This is a genomic window from Aeromonas sp. INTO2 (assembly GCF_049860605.1).
GTDB classification, from domain to species: Bacteria; Pseudomonadota; Gammaproteobacteria; order Enterobacterales; family Aeromonadaceae; genus Aeromonas; species Aeromonas caviae.
Window position 1 is genome coordinate 4,751,277 of record NZ_CP187588.1, and the last position, 15,532, is coordinate 4,766,808.

The 15,532-nt window shown below is 63.0% G+C and carries 18 protein-coding genes; 8 read left to right on the plus strand and 10 right to left on the minus strand.

Translation table 11 applies throughout. The features are described from left to right. Positions 1 to 10: 10 nt before the first annotated feature. Both ACPW74_RS22610 and ACPW74_RS22615 read right to left on the minus strand, forming a co-directional pair. Positions 11 to 2,053, minus strand: coding sequence for a protein-disulfide reductase DsbD family protein (locus ACPW74_RS22610; protein ID WP_279981050.1), 2,043 nt, complete (start codon positions 2,051 to 2,053; stop codon positions 11 to 13). A 54-nt stretch (positions 2,054 to 2,107) separates the two neighbouring features. Then, positions 2,108 to 2,488 carry a hypothetical protein gene (locus ACPW74_RS22615; protein WP_039039817.1) on the minus strand — a complete coding sequence of 127 codons (381 nt, stop codon included), beginning with the start codon at positions 2,486 to 2,488 and terminating at the stop codon, positions 2,108 to 2,110. Positions 2,489 to 2,651: 163 nt separating this feature from the next. Between ACPW74_RS22615 and ACPW74_RS22620 the strand changes: the two genes are divergently transcribed. Then, positions 2,652 to 3,380, plus strand: a complete 729-nt coding sequence (locus tag ACPW74_RS22620) for a 1-acylglycerol-3-phosphate O-acyltransferase (RefSeq protein ID WP_039039739.1) — start codon at positions 2,652 to 2,654, stop codon at positions 3,378 to 3,380. 48 nt (positions 3,381 to 3,428) lie between these two features. Here the strand turns inward: ACPW74_RS22620 and ACPW74_RS22625 are convergent, their stop codons facing one another. After that, positions 3,429 to 4,391: an IS1595 family transposase gene (locus ACPW74_RS22625; RefSeq protein ID WP_041215707.1), complete on the minus strand. Its 963-nt coding sequence runs from the start codon at positions 4,389 to 4,391 to the stop codon at positions 3,429 to 3,431. A 236-nt stretch (positions 4,392 to 4,627) separates the two neighbouring features. On the opposite strand from ACPW74_RS22625, the gene pspA reads away from it, so the two are divergent. Genes pspA through pspG form a run of 3 tightly spaced genes read left to right on the plus strand, consistent with a single transcriptional unit; the run spans position 4,628 to position 5,765 of the window. Then, a complete protein-coding gene (gene pspA / locus ACPW74_RS22630) occupies positions 4,628 to 5,290 on the plus strand; it encodes a phage shock protein PspA (RefSeq protein ID WP_010672795.1) in 663 nt (220 codons plus the stop codon). Between the two features lie 2 nt (positions 5,291 to 5,292). Then, positions 5,293 to 5,499, plus strand: coding sequence for a PspC domain-containing protein (locus tag ACPW74_RS22635; RefSeq protein ID WP_010672796.1), 207 nt, complete (start codon positions 5,293 to 5,295; stop codon positions 5,497 to 5,499). Positions 5,500 to 5,546: 47 nt separating this feature from the next. Continuing rightward, entirely contained in the window at positions 5,547 to 5,765 is a 219-nt protein-coding gene (gene pspG, locus ACPW74_RS22640) for an envelope stress response protein PspG (protein WP_010672797.1), read from the plus strand. 50 nt (positions 5,766 to 5,815) lie between these two features. On the opposite strand, the gene ACPW74_RS22645 is transcribed toward pspG, so the two are convergent. Together ACPW74_RS22645 and rarD are read right to left on the minus strand one after the other, a co-directional pair. Continuing rightward, complete coding sequence (locus ACPW74_RS22645; protein ID WP_279981051.1) at positions 5,816 to 6,151, minus strand: GIY-YIG nuclease family protein; 336 nt, start codon at positions 6,149 to 6,151, stop codon at positions 5,816 to 5,818. Further along, complete coding sequence (rarD, locus tag ACPW74_RS22650; RefSeq protein ID WP_425858481.1) at positions 6,148 to 7,041, minus strand: EamA family transporter RarD; 894 nt, start codon at positions 7,039 to 7,041, stop codon at positions 6,148 to 6,150. Before rarD ends, ACPW74_RS22645 begins: the two co-directional genes overlap by 4 nt. A gap of 102 nt (positions 7,042 to 7,143) precedes the next feature. On the opposite strand from rarD, the gene ACPW74_RS22655 reads away from it, so the two are divergent. Next, positions 7,144 to 7,734, plus strand: coding sequence for a uracil-DNA glycosylase family protein (locus tag ACPW74_RS22655; RefSeq protein WP_041214394.1), 591 nt, complete (start codon positions 7,144 to 7,146; stop codon positions 7,732 to 7,734). Here the strand turns inward: ACPW74_RS22655 and ACPW74_RS22660 are convergent. Further along, positions 7,731 to 8,588 (minus strand): DMT family transporter, encoded by an 858-nt coding sequence (locus tag ACPW74_RS22660; protein WP_010672801.1) that lies wholly within the window; start codon positions 8,586 to 8,588, stop codon positions 7,731 to 7,733. The genes ACPW74_RS22655 and ACPW74_RS22660 overlap by 4 nt on opposite strands. 91 nt (positions 8,589 to 8,679) lie before the next feature. On the opposite strand from ACPW74_RS22660, the gene ACPW74_RS22665 reads away from it, so the two are divergent. Continuing rightward, the gene (locus ACPW74_RS22665) at positions 8,680 to 9,597 is read left to right on the plus strand and encodes a LysR substrate-binding domain-containing protein (RefSeq protein WP_042864490.1); all 918 of its coding nucleotides are present in this window, start codon (positions 8,680 to 8,682) and stop codon (positions 9,595 to 9,597) included. 104 nt (positions 9,598 to 9,701) lie between these two features. On the opposite strand, the gene znuB is transcribed toward ACPW74_RS22665, so the two are convergent. Continuing rightward, positions 9,702 to 10,481, minus strand: coding sequence for a zinc ABC transporter permease subunit ZnuB (gene znuB, locus ACPW74_RS22670; RefSeq protein ID WP_010672803.1), 780 nt, complete (start codon positions 10,479 to 10,481; stop codon positions 9,702 to 9,704). Between the two features lie 9 nt (positions 10,482 to 10,490). Beyond that, complete coding sequence (gene znuC / locus ACPW74_RS22675; protein ID WP_010672804.1) at positions 10,491 to 11,255, minus strand: zinc ABC transporter ATP-binding protein ZnuC; 765 nt, start codon at positions 11,253 to 11,255, stop codon at positions 10,491 to 10,493. 94 nt (positions 11,256 to 11,349) lie between these two features. On the opposite strand from znuC, the gene znuA reads away from it, so the two are divergent. After that, positions 11,350 to 12,288 carry a zinc ABC transporter substrate-binding protein ZnuA gene (znuA, locus tag ACPW74_RS22680; RefSeq protein ID WP_279981052.1) on the plus strand — a complete coding sequence of 313 codons (939 nt, stop codon included), beginning with the start codon at positions 11,350 to 11,352 and terminating at the stop codon, positions 12,286 to 12,288. Between the two features lie 76 nt (positions 12,289 to 12,364). After that, positions 12,365 to 13,039, plus strand: a complete 675-nt coding sequence (locus ACPW74_RS22685; protein ID WP_041212317.1) for a transglutaminase-like cysteine peptidase — start codon at positions 12,365 to 12,367, stop codon at positions 13,037 to 13,039. Here ACPW74_RS22685 and ACPW74_RS22690 read toward each other — a convergent pair. Both ACPW74_RS22690 and ACPW74_RS22695 read right to left on the minus strand, forming a co-directional pair. After that, positions 13,034 to 13,975, minus strand: a complete 942-nt coding sequence (locus ACPW74_RS22690; RefSeq protein WP_042014953.1) for a TAXI family TRAP transporter solute-binding subunit — start codon at positions 13,973 to 13,975, stop codon at positions 13,034 to 13,036. The genes ACPW74_RS22685 and ACPW74_RS22690 overlap by 6 nt on opposite strands. Further along, positions 13,972 to 15,273 carry a LapD/MoxY N-terminal periplasmic domain-containing protein gene (locus ACPW74_RS22695; protein ID WP_425858482.1) on the minus strand — a complete coding sequence of 434 codons (1,302 nt, stop codon included), beginning with the start codon at positions 15,271 to 15,273 and terminating at the stop codon, positions 13,972 to 13,974. The genes ACPW74_RS22690 and ACPW74_RS22695 overlap by 4 nt, the downstream gene beginning before the upstream one ends. Between the last annotated feature and the right edge of the window lie 259 nt (positions 15,274 to 15,532).

Below are 15,532 nucleotides of genomic sequence, written 5' to 3' on the forward strand. Positions count from 1 at the left end.
GGCATTCTCCTTAGAAATGGGTGGCATCGGCCTGAACGAGGCCGGCCTTGTGCAAGCTGTCGAGCAAGTCGGCCTTGTCCAGCAGGGGAGAGAGGATCTCCCCTTCCGGCAGGCCGGGCCCGTAGATCTGGTTGAAGGGAACGGCGGCGGCGCCGCGCTGGCGCAGGAAGACGGAGATAGCATCGCTCGGCCGGCTCCAATCGCCGCGAAGGGCCACCACGCCCGGGGCCGACAGGGCGCGCTGCACCTCGTCACGCAGCAGCACGTTGTATTTGTTGGCCTTGCAGGTGACGCACCAGTCGGCGGTGACATCCACGAAGACCCGCTTGTTCTGGGCCAGGGCGTCGGCGATGGCCTGTTCGGAGAGCGGCTGCCAGGCGATGCGATCGACGCTGCCACTCCCTTTCACCGTGAGGGCGCCCCCCAGCAGCAGGGCGCCGCCGATGAGTGCCGAGAGAGAGAGGGCCAGGGTGAAACCGCGCAGACCATAACGCCAGAGGATGCCCATCAGCAGCGCCAGCACCATGGCGGCCATCAGCCAGCCGGTGGCCGTGGTGCCCAGATGGTTGCCAAGCAGGCTCGCCAGCCAGAGGCTGGAGCCCAGCATCATCAGCCCGAGCAGGATGCGCAGTCGCCCCATCCAGCGCCCCGGTTTGGGCAGCCAGAGGGCAAGGCGCGGCAGGGCCGCCACCAGCAGCCAGGGCAGGCTCATGCCAAGGCCGAGGGCCGTGAAGATGAGCCAGAGCTGGCCGAGCGGCGCCGCCAGGGCAAAGGCCACTGCGGTGCCGAGGAAGGGGGCTGAGCAGGGGGTCGCGAGCAGGGTGGCGAAACTCCCCTGCAGGAAGTGACCGCCGAGCCCCTCGCCGCCGCGGGTGGCGAGGCGAGTGCTGAGATTGCTGGGCAACCTTATCTCGAACAAGCCCAGCAGGTTGGCGCAAAACAGCAGGGTGACCAGCACCATGAAGCCGATGAAACCGGCGCTCTGGAACTGGATCCCCCAGCCGACCGCCCCTTGTGTGGCGCGCAGCAGGCTGCTCATGGCCGCCAGCACCCAGAATGAGGCAATGATCCCGGCGCTGGCGGCGAGGAACTGCTTGCGCACGCCTCCTTGTTCGCGCTCCTGCTGCTGCAGCACGGTGCCGAGTTTCAGGGCCAGCACCGGCAGCACGCAGGGCATCAGGTTGAGGATGAGACCGCCGAGCAGCGCTGCCCCCAGCAGCCAGAGGAGTGGCTGCCCCGGGGCCGGCAGGGCGAGGGGATCGGCGATGGTGGCGCGGGTCTGCCAGGCCTGCTCGCCGCTGGTGAGCAGCAGGCCGAGGGATTGGCCACGCAAGTCAGGGGCATCCCCCTGCCAGCCGTCGCTGACCGGCACCCGGGCAATCAGGGTGGTGCCGCTTACCTCGAGCGTGGGCTTGCCGAACTCGGCCCCCTCCAGCGCATCGATGAAGAGCGCAGGCGCCTGCCAGCCCTCGACCCGCTCGGCCCGCAGTTGCAGCTGGTTGTGCTGGTAGCCGAGCTCGACCCGGGTGTCGGCGGGCAGCGTCTGTGGCAGGGTGCTCATGGCCCGGGCCCAGGCGAAGTCGAAACCGGCCGGCGCCTGCCCATCCACCGCCAGGGTGAAGGGGTAGTCGGTCAGGATGCAGACATTGCTGCAGGTGGAGAGGCGCAAGGTGCCCTTGAGCGGCTGCCCGGCCGGGTAGCCCAGGCTCAGGGGGAAGCGTACCTGCTCCTGATAGCCCTGGGTGCTGAGCCCGGCCACCTCGAAGGGACGCGGCGTGGGCCAGTGCCACTGGAAGTCGCCGACCGGCTCATCCCACAGAATCTGGGGCGCTATGCCCCCTTCACCCGGGCTGTGCCAGTAGGTCTTCCAGCCTGACGTCAGCTGGACATCGAGCAGGATGCGGGTCTGATCCGGGACGCTGCGGTCGGCTTGCAGCCTGACCTTGGCGTGACTGTTCTGGGGGCGGGTGAGCCACCCCGTATCGCTGGCCAATCCGCTGGATTGCCACAGCAGGCTGCCCAGTAGCAGGGCCGCCTTGAAGAGATTCGACATGTGTGGGTCTCGCAAAAAAATGAGTGACAGCAGGCTGAAAAAGCGCGGCTGAACTCATTCCCGCCAGACGCAGAGGGTAAGGTGCAGTCGCCGCTCCGGCGGCGAGACATTGATGGGGGGAGGCAGTGCCGGCGCGCGCCGTGACAGGGGCACCAGCAGGGCAATCACGAAGGCGATGGCGAAGAAGAGTTGCTCCACGCACAGCAGACTGGCGGCGCTCAGCCACTTGCCGTTGAGCTGGCAGCTGTTGGGCTGCACACTGGCGGGCGTGCCCTTGTCGGCCTGGTCGTCGGCTGAGGCGAACTGGGGCAGGGTCTGGCAACTCACGGCGTGATCGAGCAGGGCGAGGCGGGCCAGCGGCTGGGCCGCGCAATTAAGCACCAGCAGGCAGACCAGCAGCAGGAGTCGTGTCGCCGCGCGTTGTTGCAAAATCATGCTCGCCCCGTTCATCAAGATGGCCACATCCTAGCGGGCAATGGCGGGTGGGGCAAGCCGGGGTGGCCGGTGACGTCCGGGGCTGGTCGGTTCTGTCTGGCGAACGCTTGTTCGCTAAAAGGGGGACCAGTATACTGCGCCGAGTCAAATTCCGAGGTGTTCGATGCTCAAACTTGCCCGTGTGCTGCTGCTGGCACTGCTGCTCGTCTTCTGGTTCCTGTTCGGCCTGTTGCTTTGTCTGGTGCGCCCGCGCCACCCGAACAACGTCTATGTCTTCGCCCGCATGTATCATGCGGTCTGCCCGCTGATCGGCCTCAAGGTCCGGGTGACGGTGGCCGACGAGGTCAAATCGGTGGGACCTGCGGTCTACGTCTGCAATCACCAGAGCAACTACGACATCTTCACCGTGACCGGCGCCGTGCAGCCCGGCGTGGTGGCGGTGGGCAAGAAGAGCCTGTTGTGGCTCCCCTTCTTCGGTCTCATCTTCTGGCTCTCCGGCAACGTGCTGATCGACCGCTCCAACCGCTCCCGCGCCATCGGCACCATCGGCCAGGTGGTGGATCGCATCAAGCATCGCGGCACCTCCATCTGGATGTTCCCGGAGGGGACCCGCTCCCAGGGGCGTGGTCTGCTGCCGTTCAAGGCGGGGGCCTTCCACACAGCCGTCCAGGCTGAGGTGCCCGTGGTGCCCATCGTCTGCTCCAGCTACTTCGGTCAGGTCGATCTCAACCGCTGGGACAACGGCGAGGTGCTGCTGGAAGTGATGGCCCCGGTGTGCAGCAAGGAGCACGGCGCCGCCGGCATCCGCGAGCTCTCCGACACCTGCCGGGAGAAGATGGAAGCCAAGCTGGCGGAGCTGGATGGCAAGCTTGGCCATCGGCCGGCGGCCTGAGCCCGGTTGCAGAGAAGAGAGGGAGCCGCTGGCTCCCTTTTTTTATGGCTATGTCCCAATTACGTGTTGCATCGGGTGCCCTAGCGCCTCATGCAAACACATCTTGGTATTTACCTCCCTGCCGTAACGTTCCAGCATCCTGCGCCAGCCCAGATAATTCCTCAGGTAGTGGGTTGCGACTCCATGGAATCGTTCCATCCACTCCTTCAACCGCCGGTGATATCCGTTCACATGCTGGATGTGGTATGCCCCAATGACTCGCTCACCTCGACGGTTGTACACCACCTGATGTGTTATGCCCCGCGCTTGGCTGAAACTGGCATACACCCCTGCACCATCACTGCAGAGCACTGCATCGGGCGCGATGAGTGGCTGCAACACCGCTTTCACCGTCTGCGCATCCAGTCTTTCCAGCTGAAAGTCGGCTTGATGGCCCGCCCTGTCCTGCACCACCATCACCGGGATGTAATCCCGCCCGGTCCCCCGGGTACGCCCTTTCCCGCCACGATGTCTTGCCGGACGAGGCAACCCTCGCTGCCCCTTGAACGATTCGAGGAAGAAGGTTTCATCCACTTCCACAATGCCTTCTTCCCGTGTTGCCTGGTGGTTTGCCATCGCCTTCAGGAAGCGGTGACGCCACAAGAAGGCGGTGTTCTTGCAAACACCGCAGCGGACGGCGGCCTGGCGGACAGTAAGCCCGTCGATGAGAGCCTGGGCGTAGTCCTCCCAATGCTCAGCCTTACGTAATCTGGCCAAAGGCGTCTTGGTGAGGAGGGAGCTGGTTCGCCGACACTGCTTACAACGGTAACGACGCAGCCCACGGCTCCAGCCCCAGGGGGCCAGCTGGGTGGCATCCGCCTGGCAGTGGGGACAGCCGCAGCATGTGGGTAACTGGGCATGGAGGGACGTAATCGGGTGTGGAGCGGCGAGCTCATGCTGAGCGACACGGCGCTGACGCAGAGTAAGTAATGGAAAGAGGGACAACAGGTGTTGGAAGGCTGGCGTATCCATGATGAAGGTCCTTGCGGTGATGACCTACTTCCAGATTAGCCTTCCAACACATAATTGGGACAGCGCCTTTTTTATTGGTGAAAATCACCATCTTGTTGGTTTTTTTCACCAAACCGTATCCAATGAACATCCATCGTCAACTTTCATCTTATTGTAAATAAAGGAAAAAATATTCTGGCACGGCTCTTGTAATGTCATGGGAAGAGAGTGACACCCCATCAACAAGGAGCCAGACCATGAGCGTATTCAGCCGCCTGACCGACGTGATCAATGCCAACCTGCACAGCCTGCTCGACAAGAGCGAAGAGCCGGAGAAGATGCTGCGCCTGATGATCGAGGAGATGGAGCAGGTCCAGGTCGAGATGAGAACCCAGGCCGCCCGCGTCATCGCCGAACAGAAACAGCTGGAGCGCCATCAGCAGGCGCTGCGCAACCAGATCCAGGAGTGGGCAGCCAAGGCCGAACTCGCCATCCAGAAGGGCCGCGAAGATCTGGCCCGTGCCGCCCTCACCGAGAAGCTGGCGGAGATGAAGCAGTGCGAGCGGCTGGAAGAGGACAAGGCGCGGGTGGCCGAGGTGCTGGCCCAGCTCACCGCCGACAGCGAGCGACTGGCGGCCAAGCTGACCGAGGCGCGGGAGAAGCAGAAGATGCTGACCCTGCGCGAGCAGACCGCCCACAGCCGCATCCGCGCCCGTGCCCAGGTGGACAACCAGCGCATGCACGAGCTGGTGGCCCGCTTCGACGGCTTCCAGAACCGGGTCGATCAGCTGGAGGCCCAGCTGGAGGCGGCGACCCTGGGGCAGAATCCGTCCCTCGAGGCCCAGTTCCGCGAGCTGGAGCTGAACGACGAGATTGAGCGGGAGCTGGCCCGGCTCAAAGGTCAGAAGGTGGAGGCATAACCATGACACCCTGGCCCAAGGATCTCGCCCATCGCAAGCTGACCGGCGTCTGCGCCGGTCTTGCCAGAGGGCTGGGGGTGTCCAGAGTGACGGTGCGGGTGGTGGCCCTGCTCGCCCTGATCCTGATGCCACCGCTGGCCCTGGCGCTCTATCTGGTGGGGGTGCTCGTCATGCCTCCCCGCCGTGAACTTCAACGCTGGCTGGGGTGATCTCCGGATCGCCCCGTCGGCAAGTGCAAGCCCGTGAGGAGCACAACATGCTGGAATTTATCGTCTTGATCCTGGTGCTGATCGGCATGGCGCTGACCGGATTCACCGTGCTGGCCATGCTGCTGGTGAGCGGGGTCTTCGTGCTGTTTGGCGCCCTGGCCGGCATGTTTGCCCTCATCATCAAGCTGGCGCCCTGGTTGCTGGTGGTGTTGGTGGTGTGCTGGCTACTCAGCAACAGGCGCAAGCAGTCGAACACCTACCGTTAAGCCTCCCTGATTTCGCATCCTTCCTTGGCCACTGCTTGCAGTGGCCCTTTTTATGGGGGCGACACTGGGTCGGTGTGCGGGGTGGCAAGCCAGGAAAGGCTCCAGCCGTGCCACAGCGCCGGCTCGTGCACCAGGCGCTCCTTGAACGCCTTGCTCTGCTGCTTGAGGCGGTACTCGAGGCGCAGCGCCTCGCGTTTGCCGGGGACCTCCTGCTGCCATACCAGGGAGAGGAGCCCCTTGCCGCGCAGGGCTCTGGCCCCCTTGCCGCTCTGGTGCTGACGCAGTCGCCGCTCGGGATCCGTGCTGATCCCCGCATAGAGTGCCCCGGTTCTGGTGCGCACCAGATAGACAAACCAGCGGGAGGGAGTGGTGGTGGCGAGGGTCACGAGGTTCGCCACCTGGCCCGCTGGCGCCCAAGCCGGAGCAGGGGCAGCAGGCTCACCAGCAGGCCGGCCCAGACGAAAGCAAAGCCCACGGATTTCACCGGATCCGGGATCTCGCCAAACCAGAAGAGGGCGAGCAGGAAGGCGAGGCTCGGCTCTATGTATTGCAACAGCCCCACCGTGCTCATGGGCGTGCGCGCCACCGCATAGCAGAACAGCCCCACCGGCAGCAGGGTGGCGGGGGCACTGCCCATCAGCAGCAGGCGATCGGTCCAGTCACCGGCCATAAACTGGCTGGTGCCCTGCAAGGTCAGCCAGCCGATGATGAGAAGGGCGACGGGCAACTGCACCAGGGACTCCAGATAGAGGCTGGTTCCGGCGTCCAGTCTCACCTTTTTCTTGATGAGGCCGTAGAGGGCGAAGTTGGCCCCCATCACGAGGGAGAACCAGGGCAGCTGGCCGTAGGAGAAGAGCATATAGGCGAGCCCCGCCAGGGCGAGCGCCACCGCCAGGTGTTTTTGCGGGGTGAGCTTCTCTTTGAGGAAGAGCACCGCAAAGGCGATGTTGAACAGCGGGGTCATGAAGAAGGCGAGGCTGGTGGCCAGCACCTGGCCCGTGGTCAGGCACCAGGTGAACATGCACCAGCTGATGGACATCACGGGGCCCGCCAGCAGCACAAGGCCGAGCTGCCGGGGATCGCCGCGCAGGGCCCCCCAGGGTACCCGATGGCCGAGGAGCAGAAGCAGGCCTCCCAGCAGCACCACGGACCAGAGCACCCGGTGGGAGAGCAGTTCCCACATGTTGATCTCGGGCATGAACTGGTAATAGAGGGGCAGCATGCCCCACAGCACGAATGAGAGGGCCGCGCTGCCGGTGCCCATCCAGTTCTTCATCTCTCTCCGTTTATTAAACTAAACAATGGCGGCTGCATGATAAGTATCCGCCGCTCCTTTCACAAGCGGGAGCGGGGAGAAAACTCTGGTACTATCGGGCCCATGAACCGACTCGATCCCCTGTTTGAACAGATCCGGGCCTGCCGCCTGTGCGAGGCCCACCTGCCGCTCGGCCCAAGGCCGGTGATCCGCGGCAACGAGCGCGCCCGTCTGCTCATCATCGGCCAGGCCCCCGGCACCCGGGTACACGCCAGCGGCATCCCCTGGGACGATCCCTCCGGCGATCGGCTGCGCTTGTGGCTCGGGGTGGACAAGGCCACCTTTTACGATGAATCCCGCATCGCCATCATGCCCATGGGGCTCTGTTACCCCGGCAGGGGCAAGTCGGGGGATCTGCCGCCGCGCCCGGAATGTGCCCCCACCTGGCACGACAAGGTTCTGATGCTGCTGCCCAACATCGAGCTGACCCTGCTCATCGGCCAGTATGCGCAGGCTTACTACCTGAGGGCGGCGGCGAAAGGATCGCTCACCGAGACGGTGCGACACTGGGCGGACTATGGCCCGGCCTGGTTGCCGCTTCCGCATCCGTCCCCGCGCAACACCCTCTGGCTCAGGAAGAACCCCTGGTTCGAGCAGGGGGTGATCCCCCATCTGCAGCAGCGGGTCGCCCCCCTGCTTGACCCGGCAGGCTAGAGCGCCGGCTCGGCCTGGGGTTTGGGCTTGCTGCGGGCCATGGCGACCAGCGGCAGTATGATGCACAGGCACCCCAGCAGCAGCGGCAGCCCCGGCTGTTCGTCAAACAGCCAGACCCCGATGGCGACCGCCATCAGCAGCCCGGTGTACTCCGCCGAGGCGATCTTGCTCGCCTCCGCCTTGCGATAGGCCATCACGCACAGCCCCGCGTAGACCATGATGAGCGCCGAGGAGCCGAAGGCGGGCCACCACATCTGCCATTGCCACTCGCCCCCTTCCCACCAGGCCAGCGCCAGGATGAAGGGCATGCTCAGCACATTGGTGAAAAACAGGGTCTGGGCGATGGGCTGCTGGAGCGGGATGCGCTTGATCAGCAGGTTGTTGACCGCCAGGGAGAGCGCCACCCCGAGCGCCGCCAGGGCGGCCCAGTTTACCTCGGTCGGGCGCAGCACGATGAGCACCCCGACGAAGCCGAGCAGCGCCGTCAGCACCTTCTGGCGCGAGAGTGCCTCCCCCGCCAGCCAGACCGCGAGCGGCACCATCAGCAGCGGGGCGGCATAGAAGAGGGCGTTGGCGGTGGCGAGCGGCAGCCGGGTGAGGGCGACCACCATCAGGCAGACGCCGACGGCCCAGATGTGGGCCCGCAGCAGGTGCCACTTGAGGGCTACCGGCGGGTTGCGCCGCCAGGACCAGAGCAGCCAGGGGGCGAGCAGCAGGGCCGCGGAGAGCTGGCGGAAAAAGACAAACTGGAAAATGGGCTGGTCCGGCTCCAGCACCTTGACCAGGGCATCGGAGAAGACCGCCACCATGTTGCCGAGCACCAGATAGAGGATGCCTATCCCGACTGCATTCATACCACCTCCAGATTCAGATGAGGGGAGGGTAGCCCGCGGTCTGTTATCCAGTAAAATGATAAAAAATCATCACGCATGAGAAATTTGGATAATGAAGCTACCCCCCCTGCGCGCCGTTCAATATTTCGAGGTGGTTGCCCGCCTGCTGAGTTTTTCCCGCGCCGCCCTGGAGCTCAATGTCAGCCAGAGTGCGGTCAGTCACCAGATCCGTCTGCTGGAGGATTTTCTGGGGGAGCGGCTGCTGCTGCGCCAGGGGCGGCTGCTCTCCCTGACGCCCCAGGGGGAGATCTATTTCGAGGGGATCGCCGCCGGGCTGGTCCAGATTGCCCAGAGCAGCGAGCAGTTGCGCGGCGGCGGCGAGCTGCGGGTGCGGCTCGCGGTCTACAGCTCCTTTGCGGTGAAGTGGCTGATCCCGCGCCTGGCCGGGCTGCGCCAGCTCTATCCCGAGCTGGATCTCAGCCTGGAGATGGTGGCGGAAGATCCCGAGCTCTCCGACAGGGTGGCGGACGGTTTCATCACCGTCTCCCCCGAAGGGCCGGGTTACATGCACGATCTGCTCTATCGGGAGCGGCTGATGCCGGTGTGCAGTCGCCGGATGTGGCAGCAGGTGGAAGGGGAGTGGCCCGCCACCCTGTGGCAGCTGCCGCTGCTCTCCATCCAGGCTATCTACCGCGAGAAGGGGGAAGATTGGCGGCGCTGGGCCGAAATGGGGGGGCTGACCATTCCCCCCGAGGCGAGGGTGCACCATTTCAGCCATATTCTGCTCGCGCTGGAGGCGGCGAACTGGGATCAGGGAATGGCGCTCATCAATGACTACATGTTGCAGCCGGAGGATCCGCGTCTGGTGCGGTTGCCCCTGCACGCCCTCGAGACCGGCGACAACTTCTATTTCGTCTTCAAGCGCTCGCGCGCCCATGAACCCGCCATCAGCCGGTTGCGTCAGTGGCTGTGGCAGGAGTCGCAGGCGAGCCTGAGACCCGGGGAAAACGAGCCTCTCAGGCGCGTCTGAACGGGCTGGATGCCCTATGCAGAATGGATGGCGCAGCCCACGACGGAGGAGTCTGATTCGAGAGGCCTGATGGCACTGGCGAGACCAGGGCCATCAGGAGCGGGTCAGGTGCGCTTGAACTGGCTCAGTACAAAGAGGGTGGTGGCGCAGACTACGACCGAGGGACCGGCCGGGGTGTCTTGATACCAGGAGAGGGCAAGGCCCCCCAGCACGGCGAGACAGCCTGTCAGGGCGGCAAAGCCGGCCATCTGCTCCGGGGTCTGGCTGAAGCGGCGGGCGGTGGCGGCGGGAATGATCAGCAAGGAGGTGATGATGAGCGCCCCGACGAACTTCATGGCCACGGCGATGACCAGGCCTATCAGCAGCATCAGCACGCAGCGCAGCACATCCACCCGCACCCCTTCCACCCGGGCCAGCTCTTCCGAGATGGTCATGGAGAGCAGGGGATCCCAGAGCCGCCACAGGGTGAGCAGCACCAGGGCGCCGCCGCCGTAGATCCAGAGCAGGTCCATGGGCTGCACCGAGAGCAGGTCTCCAAACAGGTAGGCCATCAGATCCACCCGCACGTTGTCCATGAAGCTCAGGGTGACCAGACCCAGCGACAGGGCGCTGTGGGCCAGAATGCCGAGCAGGGTGTCGGTGGCCACCTGCTGGTTGCGGCTCATGATGACCAGCAGCATCGCCATGGCGAGGCAGCAGACCACGACCGCCAGGGTGAGGTCCACCTGCAGCAGGATGCCGAGGGCGATGCCGAAGAGGCAGGCATGGGAGAGGGTGTCGCCAAAATAGGCCATCTTGCGCCACACCACGAAGCTGCCAAGCGGCCCGGCCAGCAGGGCGATGCCGAGTCCGGCCGCGAGGGCGTATAACAGAAAGCTGTCCACGTGAAGATCCTAGTTGTTGCGAGAGGGCAGGCGGATGACGGGAGCCTGCGGTTCATGATGATGGTGTTCGCCATCGCAGTGGTGATGGTGGGTATAGACCGCCAGCACCTCCCGCTCCGGTCGCCCGAACAGGCGGGCAAATTCCGGGTGGCGGGCCACGCTCTGTGGCTCGCCGTGGCAGCAGACGTGGCGATTGAGGCAGATCACCTCGTGAGTGCTGGCCATCACCAGGTGCAGATCGTGGGAGACCATCAGCACGGCGCAGTGGAACTCGGCGGCCAGCTGGCTGATGAGGGCATAGAGCTCGATCTGGCCCGTGATATCTACCCCTTGCACCGGTTCGTCCAGCACCAGCAGCTCGGGCTTGACCAGCAGGGCGCGGGCCAGCAGTACCCGCTGCATCTCGCCACCGGAGAGCTTCTGCATCCGGTTGTCCAGCAGATCCTGGGCGCCGACCCGATTGAGCGCCTCCTCGATGGAGAGGCGGCTGTTCTTGCCAAGCTGCAGGAAGCGGCGCACCGTCAGGGGGAGGGTGGGGTCCAGATAGAGGCGCTGGGGTACATAGCCGACCCGCAGATCGCGGCGGCGGACGATGTCCCCCGAATCTGGGCGGAGCAAACCCAGCACCAGCTTGCTCAGGGTGCTCTTGCCCGCCCCGTTGGGGCCGACCAGGGTGGTGATTTTGCCTTTATTCAGGGTAAAGGAGACCTTGTCGAGCACGAGTCGTCCGTCAAATGAGAGACAGACCTCTTTCAGCTCCACCAGTTGGGTCATGACAGCTCCGGGGTTTACAGCCTGTGAGAGTTATAATATAACAGCGATGTTGGTTTGTTATATTATCACACACATACTCCCTGACGAGACCTCTATGCGAATTCTTGCTCTGATCACTGCCCTGATGGCGGTGAGTCTGCCTGTCCGTGCCCTTGAGGTGCTGACCACCATCAAACCCCTGGGCTTCATCGCGGCGGCGATCACCGATGGCGTGAGCGAGCCCGGGGTGCTGCTGCCCACCGGCGCGTCGCCCCACGATTTTTCCCTGCGCCCTTCCGATATTCGCAGCATCAACGAGGCCGATCTGGTGGTGTGGGTCGGTCCGGAGCTGGAAGGCTTCATGGCCAAACCCCTTGCCCGGCATCCTCATGTTTTGACCCTGACCCAGGTTCCCGGCATGTCGCTGTACAACTATGCGACCCAGGGGGAGCATGACGATCATCACCATGATGACAAGGATCATGACCATGCCGCCCATGACCACGGCTCGCACGACGAGGGCCATGAAGGGCACCACCACGAAGGGGTGGATCCCCACATCTGGCTGGGTCCAACCCAGGCCAAGGTGATTGCCAAGGCGATTGCAACCGAACTGGGCAAGCTGGACCCTGCCAACCAGGCGCGCTATGCCGCCAATCTCGCGGCCTTCGAGGGCAAGGTGAACGCCCTGGACAAGGTGATCGCCGTGCAGATGGAGGCGGTGGATCAGAAGGGCTACTTCGTGTTCCACGAAGCCTATGGATACTGGGAGCGTCACTACGGCATGAGCTCCAAGGGACACTTCACCGTGAGCCCGGAGCGTCGCCCGGGAGCCAAGACGCTGATTGATATCCGCAAGGCGCTGGAAGAGAAAAAGGCGAGCTGCATCTACGCCGAGCCGCAGTTCTCCCCGGCGGTGATCGAGTCGGTTGCCCGCAATACCGGGGCCAAGGTGCTGCTGCTGGACGAAGTCGGCGAGCAGGTGGCGCTCGGTCCGGACGGTTATCCGCAATTCATGCAGCAATTGGCGGACGCCTTCGCCCAGTGCCGCTAGGCCTTGCCCGACATTGACGATAGAGGCGGCGCGGCCAACTATACTGACCTCCAGCATCTGATATGGAGTGTCAGTCATGAAATGGTTGCTCGTCTCTGCCTGCACGCTGACCCTGCTGGGATCCGGCATACAGGCATCCGGTCTTTCCGAACACATCGCCAGCCCGGAACTCAGGGCAAAAATGCAGGCGGTCTATGGCGCCAGAGCGATCCAGCGGTCCGAGGCCTTCTCTCGTCTGCTGACGCCAAGGGCCGGAACGACGGACCAGCAGAAGCTGGAGCTGGTGAATAACTACTTCAACAACCTGACCTATAGCGAGGATCCCAGACTGTGGGGGGATGATGATTATTGGGCCAATCCGCTGGAGTTCATCGGGGCGAGAGGAGGGGATTGCGAGGACTACAGCATCGCCAAGTACTATACCCTGATGGAGCTGGGGGTCGACGAGAAGAAGCTGCGGCTGGCCTATGTGAAGGCAATTCGTTACAACCAGTTCCACATGGTGACGTTGTACTTCCCGACCATCAAGTCAGATCCCTTGGTGCTGGACAACATCAATGGCCGCATCCTGCCGGGGAGCAAGCGCAATGATCTGCAGCCGGTTTACAGTTTCGATGCCAAAAGCATCTGGATCATGAAATCCCGCCGCGAGGGAACCCTGGCGGGGAGTGCCGATCGCCTGGCCCAGTGGACCTCGATGCAGAGCCGGTTCTCCAGCGAGCATCTGCGCTCCCCCCGTCGCCAGCTATAACTTGCCCGCCGCCTTCAACTCCTCGAAATATTTTCCCGCGCCCGGATGCTGTTCGACACTCAGCACCGGGCCTATTTTGTTGCGCGCCTTGTGAAACAGGTTCGCATAGCCATAGGTCTGTTCGTTGAAACTGGTTTGCTGGCTCAGCATGGCCCGGGTCAGCCGATAGACCTCGTCATCGGGAGTGGCGGCATTGGTCACCAGGGTGGCGGCGATGGCGAAGGTGGGGGTTGCCTTGAGGTTGCCCGGGTAGATGCGTGCCGGCACCTGGCTGCGCTGGTAATACCTGACCCCTTTGAGCAGCTGGTCCCTTACGGGCCCCTCGATCGCCAGGAAGCGCACGGCGCAGCGCTTGGCGGTGTCCAGCACGATGCGGTTGGGATGACCCATGACAAGGCCATAGGCATCGATCTGTTTATTGCACAACGCTTCGGAGAGATTGGCGACGCTCTTCAAATCGAGATCCTGCTCCTTTGCGCCCAGAACATTGAACAGGGCCAATGCCGTTTGACGAGTCCCTGAACTCTTCAGGCCCATGTCGATGGGGGCCAGCTTGAGCTGCTCCAGGGTGGTGATATCCCCATCGGCTCGCACCACTATGGTGAAAGGTTCGGCGTGGGTGGCAAAGAGCGCCCTCAGCTCGGGTTGTGGCTGGGCAGCGAAAGGCCCGGTGCCCTGGCTGGCCTGATAGAGCCAGTCGGACTGGACGAGCGCATAGGGTACCTCTCCCGTTTTCAGCTGGCGGAGATTTTCGATGGACCCGGAGCTGGCCTGTAGTTTGCAAGGCATCGTGGGGTCACTTTTTTTGGCCAGTCTGCAGAACTCCTTGATGACCTGGTAATAGATGCCTTGCTCCCCCCCTGTGCCTATGGTCATGGTGGTCGCGTGCAGGGTCGGTTGCCACAGCAGGGCGAGCAGCAGCAGCGGGATCCTCATGATGCATTCTCCTGAGTGGCATAACCATCGATGCCCCAACTGCGCAGCATGTCCACATCGCTTACGTCGCCGGCTTCCGCCAGCAAGGTGTAGCCGGAAGCATGGAGGCATTGGGAGAGCAGGTTCCAATAAAGGGGGGACTGGGTGAGCTGGCAACTGATGAAGACAGGTCTGATGGGGTCGAGCCTGGCCAGATTGTCGTTGTTCATCGGGATGTTGCTGAATGCCAGCTCAATCCCCTGGGACTGGAGTGCGGTCAGTCGTTCCTCGGCCAGGGGGGGGAAGATCGCCAGATCCCAGCGCCAGTCCAGCGTCTTGCCACGAGCGCTGGTCAGCACGGGGGCAAACTGCGCCCAGTCTGGGTGGCCGAGCAGGCTGAGAGGCAGCTGGAGCCCTTCCGCCTTCTGAGTCAGCCAGTCGTTGAGCAGCCCCCGAATTTCATCCGGCGAACTGTCCGTGGTGGGGGGGGGCTTGGGTAGCAGGCGGCTGTAGAGCCTGATACTCCCCTGAGTGGAGAAGAAATGCTGCTGATAGGTGTTGCCATCGGTGTCGACCAGCCCAACGAGCTTCTGGTGGGTCGGGAGAGCGTCGTGCTTGCCAAGCTGGGTGATCTTGAGCCGCTGTTGCAGCAGGTCCCGCTTGCGTTCAGAGACCAGCTGGTTGATGGAGACAACGACTTCCTGCAATTCGCGAAGCCACGGGGTTGGCAGGTTGCCGCTGAACTGGCGTTTGCGGATCCGGGCCAGTTGCAGACTGATCTGTTCGAGGGGGCGCAGCAGGCGGCGGCACACCCAGGTGATCACCAGGCTGAACACCAGCAGGCCGGCGAGCAGCGCAAGTCCGGTACGACTGATGGCGTTCCACAGATGCTGGTAGGCGTAACCCTTGTGTCCCTCGAGCGTGAGGGTACCGAGAATGCGCCAGCCGTCGGTCAACTCCTGCTCAATCTTGACCGGTGGCATGTCGATAACTGAGGGGAGCCAGCCTGGAACATTTTGCTGTGCGGTGTGGAACACCTTCTGGAACAGCACCTGGCCATCCGGATCCAGCAGGACGACGGAGTTGACGAAACCTCCGTCGAACATGGCGTTCACTATGGTCTCGGCAAGGACCTTGTCATCGTTGAGCAAGGTACCCTGCAGCACCAGCCCCAGCGCGGTGATGGCGGTTTCAAGGTTGGCCGACATCTGGTCGAGAATAGACTGTCGTACCGTGGTGATCTCCAGCACGAGCAGCAGCGCGGCGCCGATGGTGAAGAGGATCAGAATGATTATATTTAACAATTTTGCCAATAACATACCCACTCCATGGAGATGTTTTTGCAACATTTTCTGGGCCGGAGAGCACCACAACCGGACTTGGTTCTTAAAAATAGAAAAAAATGGCTGAAAATGACGATCATTTCTGCCCATGCTGGAAGGTTATGCATAAAATGTGAGTTTCGTGCATGGAGCTATGAACTTTTTGTAAGTATTTAGGTCTAAAAGCCAGATATTCGGTTTTCATAATAAAAACTCATAAAAACAGACCCACAACCACCACCCTTAGATCTAATAA

Excerpts from the sequence above, each read along its gene's own strand:
- ACPW74_RS22690 (WP_042014953.1), bottom strand. The coding sequence starts at position 13,975 with ATGAGGATCCCGCTGCTGCTGCTCGCCCTGCTGTGGCAACCGACCCTG.
- ACPW74_RS22655 (WP_041214394.1), top strand. The coding sequence starts at position 7,144 with ATGAACCGACTCGATCCCCTGTTTGAACAGATCCGGGCCTGCCGCCTG.
- ACPW74_RS22610 (WP_279981050.1), bottom strand. The coding sequence starts at position 2,053 with ATGTCGAATCTCTTCAAGGCGGCCCTGCTACTGGGCAGCCTGCTGTGG.
- znuC (WP_010672804.1), bottom strand. The coding sequence starts at position 11,255 with ATGACCCAACTGGTGGAGCTGAAAGAGGTCTGTCTCTCATTTGACGGA.
- rarD (WP_425858481.1), bottom strand. The coding sequence starts at position 7,041 with ATGAAGAACTGGATGGGCACCGGCAGCGCGGCCCTCTCATTCGTGCTG.
- ACPW74_RS22695 (WP_425858482.1), bottom strand. The coding sequence starts at position 15,273 with ATGTTATTGGCAAAATTGTTAAATATAATCATTCTGATCCTCTTCACC.
- znuA (WP_279981052.1), top strand. The coding sequence starts at position 11,350 with ATGCGAATTCTTGCTCTGATCACTGCCCTGATGGCGGTGAGTCTGCCT.
- pspG (WP_010672797.1), top strand. The coding sequence starts at position 5,547 with ATGCTGGAATTTATCGTCTTGATCCTGGTGCTGATCGGCATGGCGCTG.
- ACPW74_RS22685 (WP_041212317.1), top strand. The coding sequence starts at position 12,365 with ATGAAATGGTTGCTCGTCTCTGCCTGCACGCTGACCCTGCTGGGATCC.
- ACPW74_RS22660 (WP_010672801.1), bottom strand. The coding sequence starts at position 8,588 with ATGAATGCAGTCGGGATAGGCATCCTCTATCTGGTGCTCGGCAACATG.
- ACPW74_RS22665 (WP_042864490.1), top strand. The coding sequence starts at position 8,680 with ATGAAGCTACCCCCCCTGCGCGCCGTTCAATATTTCGAGGTGGTTGCC.
- pspA (WP_010672795.1), top strand. The coding sequence starts at position 4,628 with ATGAGCGTATTCAGCCGCCTGACCGACGTGATCAATGCCAACCTGCAC.
- ACPW74_RS22635 (WP_010672796.1), top strand. The coding sequence starts at position 5,293 with ATGACACCCTGGCCCAAGGATCTCGCCCATCGCAAGCTGACCGGCGTC.
- ACPW74_RS22625 (WP_041215707.1), bottom strand. The coding sequence starts at position 4,391 with ATGGATACGCCAGCCTTCCAACACCTGTTGTCCCTCTTTCCATTACTT.
- ACPW74_RS22615 (WP_039039817.1), bottom strand. The coding sequence starts at position 2,488 with ATGATTTTGCAACAACGCGCGGCGACACGACTCCTGCTGCTGGTCTGC.
- ACPW74_RS22620 (WP_039039739.1), top strand. The coding sequence starts at position 2,652 with ATGCTCAAACTTGCCCGTGTGCTGCTGCTGGCACTGCTGCTCGTCTTC.